Origin of the sequence: Shewanella oncorhynchi, assembly GCF_012584455.1 — a bacterium.
Taxonomy (GTDB): Bacteria; Pseudomonadota; Gammaproteobacteria; order Enterobacterales; family Shewanellaceae; genus Shewanella; species Shewanella oncorhynchi.
Genome location: NZ_JABAEB010000005.1, coordinates 346,837 through 360,581, shown reverse-complemented (window position 1 = coordinate 360,581; position 13,745 = coordinate 346,837). Strand labels below are relative to the sequence as shown.

General features: G+C 46.8%; 12 protein-coding genes. 8 read left to right on the top strand and 4 right to left on the bottom strand.

What is annotated here, in order from left to right:
* The first annotated feature begins 124 nt into the window (after window positions 1-124).
* The 4 genes from HGO26_RS10285 (at window position 125) to HGO26_RS10270 (ending at window position 3,407) form a co-directional block, all read left to right on the top strand.
* Window positions 125-1,018: an ABC transporter substrate-binding protein gene (locus HGO26_RS10285; RefSeq protein WP_168824986.1), complete on the top strand. Its 894-nt coding sequence runs from the start codon at window positions 125-127 to the stop codon at window positions 1,016-1,018.
* A 50-nt stretch (window positions 1,019-1,068) separates the two neighbouring features.
* Window positions 1,069-2,085, top strand: coding sequence for a FecCD family ABC transporter permease (locus tag HGO26_RS10280; protein WP_028761552.1), 1,017 nt, complete (start codon window positions 1,069-1,071; stop codon window positions 2,083-2,085).
* Window positions 2,086-2,095: 10 nt separating this feature from the next.
* Window positions 2,096-2,935, top strand: coding sequence for a heme ABC transporter ATP-binding protein (locus HGO26_RS10275; RefSeq protein WP_028761553.1), 840 nt, complete (start codon window positions 2,096-2,098; stop codon window positions 2,933-2,935).
* A gap of 127 nt (window positions 2,936-3,062) precedes the next feature.
* A complete protein-coding gene (locus HGO26_RS10270; RefSeq protein ID WP_028761554.1) occupies window positions 3,063-3,407 on the top strand; it encodes a DUF2956 domain-containing protein in 345 nt (114 codons plus the stop codon).
* A gap of 46 nt (window positions 3,408-3,453) precedes the next feature.
* Here the strand turns inward: HGO26_RS10270 and HGO26_RS22360 are convergent, their stop codons facing one another.
* Window positions 3,454-3,975 carry a hypothetical protein gene (locus HGO26_RS22360; protein WP_231466260.1) on the bottom strand — a complete coding sequence of 174 codons (522 nt, stop codon included), beginning with the start codon at window positions 3,973-3,975 and terminating at the stop codon, window positions 3,454-3,456.
* Window positions 3,976-4,587: 612 nt separating this feature from the next.
* Complete coding sequence (locus HGO26_RS10260; protein ID WP_168824984.1) at window positions 4,588-6,126, bottom strand: M17 family metallopeptidase; 1,539 nt, start codon at window positions 6,124-6,126, stop codon at window positions 4,588-4,590.
* A 219-nt stretch (window positions 6,127-6,345) separates the two neighbouring features.
* Between HGO26_RS10260 and HGO26_RS10255 the strand changes: the two genes are divergently transcribed.
* The 3 genes from HGO26_RS10255 (at window position 6,346) to HGO26_RS10245 (ending at window position 10,347) form a co-directional block, all read left to right on the top strand.
* On the top strand, window positions 6,346-7,806 hold the full coding sequence (locus HGO26_RS10255) for a beta-Ala-His dipeptidase (RefSeq protein ID WP_168824982.1): 1,461 nt from the start codon (window positions 6,346-6,348) through the stop codon (window positions 7,804-7,806).
* Window positions 7,807-8,050: 244 nt separating this feature from the next.
* Window positions 8,051-8,605, top strand: a complete 555-nt coding sequence (locus HGO26_RS10250) for a cache domain-containing protein (protein ID WP_028761558.1) — start codon at window positions 8,051-8,053, stop codon at window positions 8,603-8,605.
* Between the two features lie 95 nt (window positions 8,606-8,700).
* Complete coding sequence (locus HGO26_RS10245; protein ID WP_168824980.1) at window positions 8,701-10,347, top strand: methyl-accepting chemotaxis protein; 1,647 nt, start codon at window positions 8,701-8,703, stop codon at window positions 10,345-10,347.
* Between the two features lie 153 nt (window positions 10,348-10,500).
* Here HGO26_RS10245 and HGO26_RS10240 read toward each other — a convergent pair whose 3' ends face one another.
* Window positions 10,501-11,433 carry a DMT family transporter gene (locus tag HGO26_RS10240; protein ID WP_168824978.1) on the bottom strand — a complete coding sequence of 311 codons (933 nt, stop codon included), beginning with the start codon at window positions 11,431-11,433 and terminating at the stop codon, window positions 10,501-10,503.
* A gap of 91 nt (window positions 11,434-11,524) precedes the next feature.
* Between HGO26_RS10240 and HGO26_RS10235 the strand changes: the two genes are divergently transcribed.
* Complete coding sequence (locus tag HGO26_RS10235; RefSeq protein WP_168824976.1) at window positions 11,525-12,424, top strand: LysR family transcriptional regulator; 900 nt, start codon at window positions 11,525-11,527, stop codon at window positions 12,422-12,424.
* A gap of 44 nt (window positions 12,425-12,468) precedes the next feature.
* Here HGO26_RS10235 and dinB read toward each other — a convergent pair whose 3' ends face one another.
* Window positions 12,469-13,545 carry a DNA polymerase IV gene (gene dinB / locus HGO26_RS10230; protein ID WP_168824974.1) on the bottom strand — a complete coding sequence of 359 codons (1,077 nt, stop codon included), beginning with the start codon at window positions 13,543-13,545 and terminating at the stop codon, window positions 12,469-12,471.
* Window positions 13,546-13,745: the final 200 nt, after the last annotated feature.

Sequence of the window (13,745 nt, the reverse complement as noted above, 5' to 3'; positions counted from 1 at the left end):
TGTCGCGAACAAGTTGTATTAGGAGTTTAACCATGTTGTTTCAAGCAACTAAAATACCAGTAAAAAAGGTTCCAGAGTTCAGCGTTATCAACATAAGTGCACATATAAGACATTAAAAAATTTGATGTTTTTCACATCAGCACTTACGGCCTTACTATCCTCAAGCGTTTTTAGCGCTGAACTGAGTGCCGAGCCAGAGATAAGACTCGTGAGTGCGGGTACAGGAGTCACAGAGCTCGTGCTCGCCCTCGACGCAGGCAATGAACTAGTTGCCATCGACTCCACCAGCTATGTGCCTGAAAGTTTGAGCCATGTGGCTAAGCTTGGTTATCACAGAATGCTCTCCGCCGAAGGCATTATTGCCCTCTCCCCAACGCTGGTTGTCGGTTCAGATGTGATGGGACCAGAAACCACACTAAAGGTATTAAAACAGGCGAATATCCAAGTTGTGCAATTACCCGCAACAAATGATGAACCACAACTGATGAACAATGTGGATACCTTAGGTCACTTACTCAATCGCCAAGAACATGCGGTTAAATTAAAACAAGATTTACATCAACAACTGCAAAGCTTAGCGGGTAAAAAACAACAAGTGCGCGATGCGGGCTCTCAGCCAAAAATTCTCTTCATGCTATTACAAGAAGGCCGCGGTGCTCGGGTTGGCGGTAAAGGCACAGCCGCAGATACTATTATCGAGCTGTCTGGCGCACAAAATATCGCCGAGTTTGATGGCTACAAAAGCATGTCTCAAGAAGGAATTCTGTCCTTGCAGCCCGACATTATTTTGCTGTCAAAGCGTAGCGATAAAAACACAGATCAAACCAATGCACAAATTGCCCAAGAACTGTTGAAAGAGATGCCACTACTCGCCCATACCCCAGCAGGTGAAAACGGCCATATTCAAACATTAGCACCGCAAGCCCTTCTCGGTGGTTTAGGCATCAGTGCCATAAGCGCCGCGGATACGCTCGCCAGCACATTGCTCAAGCAAAACCATTCACAAACGCAACGATGAGTACAGTTAGCACTAATTAACCCCAGATAAAAATAGAAAGGATATTTGAGATGTTCCTCAACCGCTGGCTCTGGCCGAGTCTAGTCACACTGTTAGCCCTCAGTGGCTTACTCTCGGTCAGCACTGGCCCTGTTAGCATCAGCTTTGTCGACGCCCTAAATGCAGTGTTCAATTGGGCTACCCAGCAAAATATCGGCAATATTGCGCCCCACGAGCAACTGGTAATCAACAATGTGCGCTTACCACGGACATTACTGGCGTTAGCAGTAGGCGCTACGCTCGCACAGTGCGGCGCGGTAATGCAGGGGCTTTTTCGCAATCCCTTAGCGGATCCCGGTATTATCGGAGTGTCATCCGGCGCAGCACTTGGCGCAGCCATCTGTATCGTGCTGCTACCCAACGCAAATCCGTTGATGATCCCCATCAGTGCGTTTGCATCGGGATTAGTGACCACCCTTATCGTCTACCGACTCGCCAGCAGCCCAACAGGTACATCGGTCGTATTATTACTTTTGTCGGGTGTTGCCATAGCTGCGCTGGCAGGCGCAGGAATAGGTGTTCTCACATATCTTGCCAACGACATGGCGCTACGTGACTTAACCCTATGGCAAATGGGATCGATTGCAGGTGCGCAGTGGCTATATGTCAGTCTGTGTCTTGTGACCTTAGCGCTACTGAGTTGGCGATTTCACCAAGATGCGGCGGCACTCAATGCCTTGCTGCTTGGCGAATCCGAAGCACGCCACTTAGGGATAGATGTCGATAGGCTCAAACTTAGGCTTATTTTGCTTTGCGCCTTAGGGGTTGGCGTAAGTGTAGCTGCAACAGGAATTATCGGCTTTATCGGCCTCGTCGTGCCGCATTTAGTGCGCATGATGTTAGGCCCAGATCATCGCCAACTGCTGCCCATCAGCGCACTTTTAGGTGCAGCCCTATTGGCATTGGCCGATATCGGCGCGCGCGCTTTTTTACCGCCTGCCGAGTTACCCGTTGGACTCGTCACCGCGCTCATCGGTGCGCCTTTCTTCATCTTTTTACTACTGCAACAACGCAGTAAGCTAATCTAAGCGAGTTTTTATGGCTGCAACATCCTTTGCAAATCAACCATCACAATCGACAACTTATTCAGCCAAGGCGCAATTTGATCGCACCCAGCTCAGCATTTGTCAGCTCGATGTCAGCATCGGTCCAAAAACCGTGCTCAGTGATATTAATGTACAGTTTCAATCGGGTGCAGTAACCGCCCTACTCGGCCCAAATGGTGCGGGTAAATCCACCCTGCTTAAAGCCCTTTGCCAAGAAATCAGCACACCAAGGCAAAGTATACGGCTAGGCCATAGCCAGCTGGCGGATTGGCCTAGGAGAGAGCTGGCAAAATCCTTAGCTGTACTGCCGCAACACGCCAGCCTCACCTTTCCCTTCACTGTGTCAGAAGTCGTAGCAATGGGTTTATATCCCTTAACCATCAGTAAGATAGAAGGTGATGCGTTAGTTGCCGAGCAACTGGCGCAAGTGGGCTTAACCCATCTGGCTAAGCGCAGCTATCCAACCCTCTCAGGCGGCGAGAAACAGCGAGTCCAACTCGCCAGAGTCTTGACTCAACTCAGGCAATCGCCGTTTCCGCCCGTACTATTACTGGATGAACCAACATCGGCGTTGGATCTTGCCCAGCAGCACAGAGTACTTGAGTTAGCCCAAAACTTAGCTCACCAACAAGGCTACACTGTAATAGTGGTACTACATGACTTAAACCAAGCCGCGCGCTATAGCGATCAATTAATTGTGTTAAAACAAGGGCGAATCGTCAGTGAAGGCACGCCATCCGATGCTCTGTCGGTTGATACCATTAGGGAAGTATGGGACTACGAGCCCGTATATATCCCCGCCCCACAGGGTGGACATCCACTGATTTTTTAATGGAAAGAAGATATTCATCTTACATTTTTGAGGTCTAATGTGGGTATAATCGCTGCGTTTACACTTTTAGCTATCACCTTTTAGCCGCAGCCGCAGCCGCAGCCGCATTAATTTAGGCAGAGCCCAGATGAAACCCACTATCTCAACAGAAACTCAACAAGAAGCACTGGTCGCAGCCAAAGCCACCCAAAAGCCGGGCCAAACCAAAGAGCAAACTAAACTCATTGCCCAAGGGATAGAAAAAGGCATAGCTGAATATAAAAAGCTGCAAAAAGCCAAAGCTCGCGAACGGGATAAAGCACGTAAACAACAGTTGAGAGCAAAATCTCGCACAGTTAATGACACTGATGAACTAGAGGATTCAGACGAGTTATTCGAATCTCAACGTCAGTTCACCACCGCGACTTGGATTGCCATAACGCTTTTACTACTAAGTTGGGTAGGGTTTGCCGCATATATCTTTGCAGATTAAAGACTATGATTTATATATAAAAATTAAAACATCTATATATCACTTGTTAGACAATATCCTCTAATACCTTACATACATCATTAATTGAAAAAATATTACCGTTAAGGCTTGCTCGGTCTTTTGATATATTCAGAACGAGCCTAAATACATTGTTCGCATCAGGATAACGGGCAAGCTTTAAAATGATGTCATCACCATTTTCTTCTGCAGACCGAAAATCCCAGCCCTTCCCTGATAAATCAAAAAGCACTTCCGCCGTTTCAGTATTGATTAACACAGGCGCATAAACCCAATGCGACATTCGCATCTCACTGGGGTTGATATCCAGTGTTAACTTACCATTTTGAAAAAACAGCTTAGTGTCCATAAACAGTCCCTGAGTAACAAGTATCACAAGCGATAAGCCGATAGCTTGTATATTGAACCCCATATCCATTTGTTGTCCATACCGCATCACTTCTAACACGAACCATTTACGCTCATTACCATCAGGCAAAACCGTTAAACGCTTAAGCAAAAAAAAGACAAAAAAAAGCCTGCTCAATGAGCAGGCAAAGACATATTTCAAGCGTCCCTTTCGGGGAAGTACATTACCGCGCTAGCGGGAAAAACCTGGCATATCCATGCAAAAACATCAATATGCTACTTGAGTCTAAACACGCCAAAAAAGGCGATACAAAGGTTGATGGATGATGGAAACTCAAACTTTAAGGAGGGTTAGGCCTTAAAGCTCATGGCGAATAAACCGCCACGCAAAACATCAGTGTTAAACCAAGTGTTTTGCCAATAAATATGGTTGTTGCCTGTATAAGACATAGTCAATACTCCTAAATTAGTTGTGATTAAGTACTCTAGTGAAGCTTGGCTCGGTTCCTTGGAACTAGAGATTCTCATATCCGTTGAGACGACTTGTCACTCAGGTCCTTGGAGAAAAATATCCATCCTGGATAGACTAGAGAGGAAAGGTGTAGTGCCTAATCCACGAAAGTAATTATATGGATTTGTAGTTTTATTACAACCTTTATTTGTATTTTTTTTGATTAAGGCTTTTTAATGTAATTAAATTACACAATTATAGTGAGGTTAATGGCGACCTGCTTCACAGAAAAACAGAAATAACCCTGTAAATATCTAATAAATAAGATATTACAGAATTATTTCTATTTGTTACCACAAATCGTTAGCGATTGATCAGATATTGATACAAGCCCACCAGCGGACTCGCTGTAGGTTTGCCGTAGAGCGGATCACCTTCTGTTGCACTGCCTGCAATATCTAAGTGTGTGTAAGCCAAGGGAATAGGGGCATTAACCCCATGATCAAATAGTCCAGAGGCTTTCAGTAAAAACGCCGCGGGATACTGATGTCCACGGGCGGTAATCGATGATGGCGCATTATTGGAAGATAATATTTCAGCAGCGCCTGACACATCGCGGATCTTAGCGAAGTCTTCAGGGCGTAATGTAGACACTTCAAAGGGTTCGCCCCATTGAGTCGCCTGCTGCTGTAAAGTGACAGCGCATTGCTGTGAACTCGCTACTGAGTTTTCCACCGCCGCGGGATAGCTGCCATAACAACGTACGACATGACCTGTGAGTGTTGCTACCGAAAACATCTCAGGCTTCACCGCCGACACGGCTTTGATGCGTAAATGGCTCAGTAAATCCGCCAGTACTAAGCGCCCTTCGGCATCCGTATTACCAATTCGTACCCGCACACCCGCATGGCTCGTAATAATTTCATCGGTCACGAAGGCTTCGCTGCCTATGCTGTTACGCACTAAACCTAACTCGGCAATCACTCGAATACCTTTAGGCTTGAGCATTGACAGAGTTTTAAATAAACCCGCTACGGCAGAAGCGCCGCCTTTATCACGACTCATACCCGCCATAGCGCCGCCGACTTTCAGATCGGCGCCGCCGGTATCGTAAATCACGCCCTTACCCGCAAACAGGAAAGTGCGAGTCACTTGACCCTCTGGCAGATACTCTAGTTTCACCACGCGAGGCTGATGACGACCGACGGCAAAAGAAGAACGCGCCACAGCACTGAGCAGCGGATAATCACGCTCTAAAATATCTCTGTCTTCCACCACAGCGGTTTTGATCACGCTGCCCGCAAAGGATTGCAAACAATAGTCCGCAAAGGCTTTAGCCGACATGCGCTCAGGTTCAGTACCACACAAATCCCGCGCTAATACGCGGCCCGCTTCTAAGGCATTGAGCAAATTGCTGTTATGGGTTGATGAAGATAATAACCCTATAGACTCAAATGCAGGCGTTAAACCAGTCGCTTCACGCAGCTCTAAGGTTTGCCACAGTTCTTGACCGCAAGCTAATGCTGCGACTTCAGAGGCAAAACTAAAACGTGAGTCCTTCGATGGCACTACATATAACAATGGACGTTTTGCACCTGCGTCTTTTGCAATGGCAATCGCTGCCCTTGCAGCATTGGCATAGACTCGCACGTCCACATACTCGTCATTCACTTGGGTGACAGGGGCAATGATCAAACGCCCTCCCGCAAGCCCTGGGGCAAACAATAATGTCGGGCTCTTACCCACGCGCTTATCCACGTGGGCACCGTGCTGAGCCAATAAACCTATCTCATCAAAACCGATAGAATCCAGATCGGGCGTCACCACCACAACCGCATCCCAGCCTTCACCATCAAAAATGGCATTTTCTGCTTTTACATCAACGAAGTTAACTTGAAACATGACCCATCCTTTTTCATTATTGTGCCTGCATTATTCCCGCTCTATCGCTTAATTACCAATCTAAAAGTGGTACCGACACTCCCAGAAAAAATCGAACTGGAAACTTTGGCTGCCAGCTCACCAAAAGCCTGTGACGCTGAGATTATTTGGCTGCACAGAATGTGGTAGAATGGCCGCAAATTTGCCCTATACCCACAAGACCTTATGAGGGACACTCAAGTGACAGCCTTAAGTCAGTTATACCCGCAGCCATTATGGCAATGGTTCGAACAAATTTGCGCGATTCCCCATCCATCTAAGCATGAGCAAGCATTAAGCCAGCACATTCAAGCGTGGGCTAAAAGCAAACAACTTGCCGTCGTTGAGGATGCCGTTGGCAACGTGATCATCCGTAAACCTGCGACGCCGGGTATGGAAGATCGTAAAATCGTGGTTATTCAAGCCCATATCGATATGGTGCCACAAAAAAATGCCGATAAAGTGCATGATTTTACTAAAGATTCTATCGAAGCTTATGTCGATGGCGATTGGGTTAAAGCCAAGGGTACAACCTTAGGTTCAGATAACGGTATTGGCATGGCATCGGCTTTAGCCATTTTAGGCTCTGATGATATCAAGCACGGTCCATTAGAAGTGCTGCTGACGATAGATGAAGAAGCGGGCATGACAGGCGCCTTCGGTTTACAGGCGGGCATGTTAGACGCTGACATTCTGATCAATACCGACTCAGAGCAAGAAGGTGAAATCTACATGGGCTGCGCCGGCGGTGTCGATGCTCAAATCACCCTGCCTATGGTGTGGCAAGCCTCTGAGCAAAGTTACTCAGCCTTTAGCCTGCACTTATCAGGCTTAAAAGGGGGTCACTCTGGGGTGAACATTCACTTAGGTCGCGGCAACGCCAACAAGTTATTAGCGCGTTTCCTCTTTGAAAACGCAGATGATTTAGCATTGGAGTTGACCCAATTTAGCGGCGGTTCACTGCGTAATGCGATCCCACGGGAAGCCAACATCAGCTTTATGTTGCCAGAAGAAAACGTCAGCGCCTTAAACGAAAAAGTCGCTGAGTTTGAAGCGCTTATCCGCACCGAACTCGCCATTGCCGATCCCGATATGCGTTTAGTGTTAAACACTATCCCAACGCCAAAACGTGTGATGAGCGAAAACAGCCAAAATACCCTGATCGATTTGCTGCATGTGTGCCCGAACGGCGTGATCCGCATGAGTGATGAAGTCGAAGGTGTGACTGAAACCTCGCTCAACGTTGGCGTTATCAGCACTAACGATGAAGAAGTCACTATCCTGTGCCTTATCCGCTCGCTGATCGATTCTGGCCGTACTCAAGTCGAAGGCATGTTAACTGCGCTGACCAACTTAGCCGGAGCCGATATCGATTTAAGCGGTGCTTACCCAGGCTGGAAGCCAGATAACAGCTCACCTGTAATGGCAATAGTGCGCGAAACCTATCAAGACATTTACCACAAAGAGCCAGTGATCATGGTGATCCATGCGGGTCTCGAGTGCGGCCTATTCAAGAAACCCTATCCAGACATGGACATGGTCTCGATTGGCCCCACCATTCGCTATCCACACGGTCCAGACGAAATGGTAAACATCACCACAGTCGGCCAATATTGGACATTATTATTAGCCGTACTCGAGCGCATTCCAGTCAAGGCTTAATGTTCTAACCTCACCCAAGCTCACTCAATTCAAGGCCACATCAGATCAAGTCAGATGTGGCCTTATTTTTTACCGCGGATTCTATTTGTTTAGAAATGCCATCGATAAAATTTTTATGAAAGAACTGAATAACTTGAATTTTCTACTATAGTTGTTCTGTCTGACCCTAACGTATTTTTGCTTATCGCGCTTTTAGAGATAACCGCTTTCCCCTTCAATACTGTGACCTTAAGGAATAGAGATCATGAAATTTGGTAAAATCTTGTCTGCCGCCGCACTACTGCTCAGCAGTAACCTCAGTTTCGCCGAAGAAGTCCCCAAAGCCGTTATCGACCTAGCCGATTCACTGATGCCATTAGGCAGAGAAGTGGTACTGGTGAATGCCGTTAAAGCGCAAAACGCCCAAGGCAAAAGCTTAGATTCAATCAAAACATTAGATGAGAAATGGATTGCCACCGCAGGTATTGATGACTTTATGTCATCCCTGATGAACAACGAAGCGGCCAAGTTTCTCACGACCTTCGAAGCCAGCAAACCTTACTACCAAGAAATTTTCCTCATGGACAATCAAGGCGCGAACGTCGCCATGATCAGTAAAACTTCAGATTATTGGCAGGGTGATGAGGATAAATGGCAAAAATCATTCGCCAATGGCAAAGGCGATAAACACATAGGTCCGGTCAAATTTGACGAGAGCTCCCAAGCCTATCTAGTACAAATTTCTATTCCAGTGATGGATGGCGATGCTGCAATTGGTGCTATCACGATTGGGATCAACCTAGATCAATTTGGACTCTAATTACCAGAGAACGCCAGTGATGGGCTGCATCCTCTTACCACAGAGGTTACTGCGGCTCTCACCTTTTCAGTGCATCAATCAAGGAGGGCGTGACTATGGAATGGTATAAAGATCTATCCGTTAATCAGAAACTGACTTATCCAAGTCTGCTACTCGCTGGCGTAGTCATCTTCGCCTCTTCAACTGGCATTTTAGGACTCAAAGCCTTAAATCACAGCGCGAATACACTCGCGCTTGAATACTTACCTAGCCAATCTGAACTACTACAAGCCGATAAAGAGCTTTATCAAGCTCAAGTGGCCGAGCGCAGCCTGATGTTTGTTAACGTGGGCACAGACTCTTACAACGACCTTTTAAAGCAGCACACTAATAGTATCTCTCTCGTTAAAGAACATATTGATAAGTTTGCCGATGTGACTACAAGTCCCATCGCTAAAGATAAGCTCAATGAATTGAATCGCAGTTTCGATACTTGGCGAGCGACAACCACAGAAATCAGTAATCAACGCACCCAAAATGGCCGTAACGGTAGAACGACGGCGATTGATCTTAGTTTCGGTCAAGCAGCAACGCAATTCGAGCAATTACACCAGAACATTAATCATTTAATCAATGATTTAAATAGTAATACTACCGCAGCGATAGCCCAAGTAGATGATGATGCCAATCATGGACAACAGATGCAGTTAATTGCCTTAGCCATCAGTCTCTTGATCTGCATACTCTTTATCGTTGCACTGCCTAAACTCATCAGCAAACCGCTGGCGGTTTTACTCGCAAAAATCCACGACATTACCGATGGTGATGGCGATTTGACCGAACGAGTCCACTTAACCTCTAAAGACGAGCTTGGTGATCTCGCCAAGGCATTCAATCATTTTCTCGATAACTTACATGGCATTATCTCGCAATTTAAACAGTCTACATCAGAACTCAACACCGCTGCCGAAGGTCTAGCCAAAACCAGCGCATCAGCAAAACATAACTTAATGGATCAACAAGCTGCAACCCACAGAATCGCCGATGCCAGCGATCATATTGCCGCATCAGTGCAAGAAGTATCAGTCAGTGCCAGTCATGCCGCCGATGCAGCTAAACAAGCCGACGTATTTACCGCCGACGGTCAGGCAAGAGTGAAAAAAACCATCAATGTGATTCGTGAACTTGCGGGAGATGTAGGCACGGCAGAAATGCAGATCAATAAACTCGAACAGGAAGGCCAACATATCGGCCGCGTGCTCGAGGTGATTCAAGCCATTGCCGAACAGACGAATCTATTAGCCCTTAACGCCGCAATTGAAGCGGCGCGAGCAGGCGAACAAGGACGCGGCTTTGCAGTGGTTGCCGATGAAGTGCGATCCCTCGCCTCTAAGACTCACCAATCAACCGAAGAAATTAAATTAATGATCGCCAATGTGCAAAATGGCACTCAAAGCGCTGTGGCAGCGATTAATATCGGTAATGAAAAGGCTATCTCAAGCGTAGAAGCCGCCAGTAATGCCGGTGAAGCCTTAGCGCATATTGCAGAAATGGTCAGCCAAATTAGTGAGATGAACAATCAAATCGCCCTCGCGGCTAAAGCGCAAACCACTATGGCCAACGAGAGTCATCAAAATATTCAACACATTGCCGAACAGTCGGAGGAAAGTCTAAGAACCACTGATGAAATCTACGCAGCAAGCGTACAACTCTCGTCAATGGCGAGTAATCTCACGGCGCTGGTCAGCCGCTTTAAACTGTAATTTGTTGAGAGTGAAAACTTTTATATAAGTTACCTTTTGTAAATCAGTGATGTTTGAAAGGTCCCCTCAAACGAATAAGGGAGCATAAACCTGTCGCAGTGATTATCTGAATTCAGGTGCTCCCTTATATTTAAACAGCAAAGCTAGCACCGATTAGCAGCGCTTAACCACTAAGCCTCTTGCCGCGCGTAAGTTGACTAACATAGGTAACATCAACGCAAGGATCACTATCAGCATCCCTACCAATTGAATTTCCGTCACCGCCTGCCCCATGGCTAACGCCGTTAATGCTGCAAAAACGGGCACGAGATTAAAAAAAATCGATGCCTTAGCGGGGCCAAGCGCCTTAACACCGTTAATCCAAAACAGATAACCGAGCACAGTGGCGAACAAACCTATGTAGAGCACGCTAGAAAAAGCCGTTGCCGACAGTTCCATCAAATCCAGCCAAGGGTGAAACTCACCTCGGCAAAGCCCAACCACGGACATAGACACACTGGCAGCTATCATACTCAGCAAGGTAAATGGCAACACAGGCAACCAATGGCAGACCCGTTGCGAACAAATGGTATAACCACTCCACGCCAACATGCCGGCGGCAATCATCACATCACCTTGGTTAAAACTAAAGTTGAGCAACTGCTGAACACTACCGTTGGTGATCACTAGCAGTACGCCCGCCAATCCGCCCACTAAGCTAAACACTTGTTGTCTGCTGAGCCATTCACGCTGTAATAGCCCATTGACGATTGAAGTCACCAGCGGGCTGAGTGCCATAATCAAGGCACCATTGGCAGCAGAGGTATGCTGCAGGCCATTAAATAACGCCAGATTTAAGCCGCCCACACCAATCACACCCACTAACGCTATGACAATATATTGCGCCAAACTCAATTTGGGCCAAACCTGACGAGTAAAAACGATATATAACGCTAGAGTCACAGCCGCAATGGTAAAACGCCAGAAGACGAGGGACTCTCCTGACATCTCCTCCAGCACTCGCTTAGCAATCGGAAACACACTGCCCCAGCTAAAAACGCAAATCAGTAGACAAACGAATGTCATGTAAGGTGTATGGGATTTCATATCGGCCTCTAGGAGGTAATTGGGATTGAGCTTAGTTTATAAGTTTCATATATTATTAAAACGAACAAAATTGAGAGCTTAAATTCCAAATATGAAACTTAATTATTCCTTAGACGATATGCGCTTATTTTGGGTAGTGGCACAGCAAGGGAGTTTTAAGCTCGCGGCGCAGCACTTAGGCATTCCACCTTCAACCTTAAGCCGTCGAATCAATCTGTTAGAACAATCCTTAGGTCTGCGTTTACCGCACAGAGACGCCCATAGAGTCAACCTTACCGCCACAGGTCAGCGGTATCTCGAACGCTGCGGCCCGCTGTTTATCGAGTTAAACCAGGTATCTGGTGAGTTGCATGCGGATAAACATCAAGCGGTTGGCAAATTGCGGATCTCGGCGCCCATCAATACAACCTATCGCTGGCTGGGTGAATCACTCAACGCCTTCCAACGGCATTATCCCAATATTGATATCGATTTAAGTCTGTCGAACATGAATATCGATGTCAGTGAAAACGCCATCGATATCGCCTTTCGAGTGGGCGAACCTAAAGATCCCGATTGGATTGCAAGGCCACTTACCACGATTAGCTTTGTACTTTGCACCAGCACATCGGCAACGCAGTGGCATGCGCTGCAATCCATTGAAGAGCTGGATCAGCATCCGGTTATCATCGCCAAGCCCACAAAAACGTGGCGTTTACAGCACAATAGCACAGGGCAAAATGTCGAGTTTGAACCAAGGGGGAATATCAAATTAGCCGTCGATGATATGGCGATTGCCTGTCAGGCCGTGGTGGCGGGGCTTGGGATTGGACTCATACCCATCAGCATGGCGAGTGAACAGATACGAAGTGGCAAACTCATTCAAATACTGCCCGAGTGGCAAGGTATTCCGCGTACCGCCTACTTGATGTATCGCGATCGAGACAACCTGCCCTTACGAGTCAGACTGTTAATTGATTTTATGTTGGCGAATCCACCCGAGGCTTATTGAGCCAATGCAGGCATAAGTCTGCGGCTTATCGACTCAATAAACGGCTAGAGTGCTAAATCCAGCTGAGTCTGGCCGTTTAAGCTTGTGGCGACGACAAGAGTAGAATCAGTAAGGCCAACTGAAATCCCCAATAGACGAATGCCGCGGCCTTCTTGCCTTTCCATAGCCTGTGCGAGTAGCTCATAGAACATTACAATCGAGACTTCATCGCTGCGGTGCTCAATTGTAGTCTGCTTGAAATCGTTAAACTTAAGTTTGACCACCTGTTTATGTATTTTGCGTTCCTTAGCACTGCGACTTAAACGCAACGACAGTTCTTGGATCAAACTCGGCATCACCTGCTGGCACTGCTCTAAGCTATAAATATCCTTTGCTAACGTGGTTTCAACACCCACTGATTTGCGCTCTCTGTCGGCAGAAATACCCCGTTCATCTATGCCTTGGGAACGCTCAATCAACACGCAACCAAACTTACCGAATCGCGCTAAGAGCTCAGGTTTAGAATAAGCTTGCACATCACCACAGGTATTGAGCCCGAGCGAAGAGAGCTTTTCGGCGGTGACTTTACCAACACCGGGAATTTTACGCAGCGATAAGGTCTTAACAAACTCAGAAAGCGTCTCTGGCGTAATGACATATTGGCCGTTTGGCTTGTTCAGATCCGAGGCGACCTTAGCTAAAAATTTTACTGGCGCGATACCCGCCGATGCGGTTAAACCCGTTTCGGCTAAGATATCGCGACGAATTGCTTGGGCAATCAAGGTCGCAGAGCCCTTATATTGTTGGCACTCACTCACATCCAAATAAGCTTCATCTAAGGAAAGCGGCTCAATTAATTGGGTATAGCGGGAAAATATTTCACGAATTTGTAGCGACACTTCTTTGTAAACCTGCATCCGGCCTGGTACTAAAATCAGCTCAGGGCACAACTTAAAGGCATAAGCCGTTGCCATTGCTGAACGTACACCGAATTTACGTGCCTCGTAACTGCAAGTACTGATAACACCGCGACGGTCGCTACTGCCGCCTACGGCTAAAGGCTTGCCACGGTACTCAGGAAAGTCGCGCATTTCCACTGCAGCAAAATAGCAGTCCATATCGATATGAATAATTTTTCGCACGTTGAATTCCTCCAACGCCAAAATACTGTATATAAAAACAGTAATCAAGTATCCCTGATAGATTTGGGCCAATAAGATGTGGCCTAGCGCTGGAAAGAGAACAAGACAAGCGTGAGGAACAACAGACATGCTTAATAACTGAATTTCCTAGGCCATTACACTCAGTGGCCTAGGTATTTACTCAACCTAACAATCTAAGG

Bases quoted from the DNA above. Each gene is read 5' to 3' on its own strand.
- HGO26_RS10285 (WP_168824986.1), top strand. From the start codon at position 125: ATGTTTTTCACATCAGCACTTACGGCCTTACTATCCTCAAGCGTTTTT.
- HGO26_RS10280 (WP_028761552.1), top strand. From the start codon at position 1,069: ATGTTCCTCAACCGCTGGCTCTGGCCGAGTCTAGTCACACTGTTAGCC.
- HGO26_RS10275 (WP_028761553.1), top strand. From the start codon at position 2,096: ATGGCTGCAACATCCTTTGCAAATCAACCATCACAATCGACAACTTAT.
- HGO26_RS10270 (WP_028761554.1), top strand. From the start codon at position 3,063: ATGAAACCCACTATCTCAACAGAAACTCAACAAGAAGCACTGGTCGCA.
- HGO26_RS10260 (WP_168824984.1), bottom strand. From the start codon at position 6,126: ATGTTTCAAGTTAACTTCGTTGATGTAAAAGCAGAAAATGCCATTTTT.
- HGO26_RS10250 (WP_028761558.1), top strand. From the start codon at position 8,051: ATGAAATTTGGTAAAATCTTGTCTGCCGCCGCACTACTGCTCAGCAGT.
- HGO26_RS10245 (WP_168824980.1), top strand. From the start codon at position 8,701: ATGGAATGGTATAAAGATCTATCCGTTAATCAGAAACTGACTTATCCA.
- HGO26_RS10240 (WP_168824978.1), bottom strand. From the start codon at position 11,433: ATGAAATCCCATACACCTTACATGACATTCGTTTGTCTACTGATTTGC.
- HGO26_RS10235 (WP_168824976.1), top strand. From the start codon at position 11,525: ATGAAACTTAATTATTCCTTAGACGATATGCGCTTATTTTGGGTAGTG.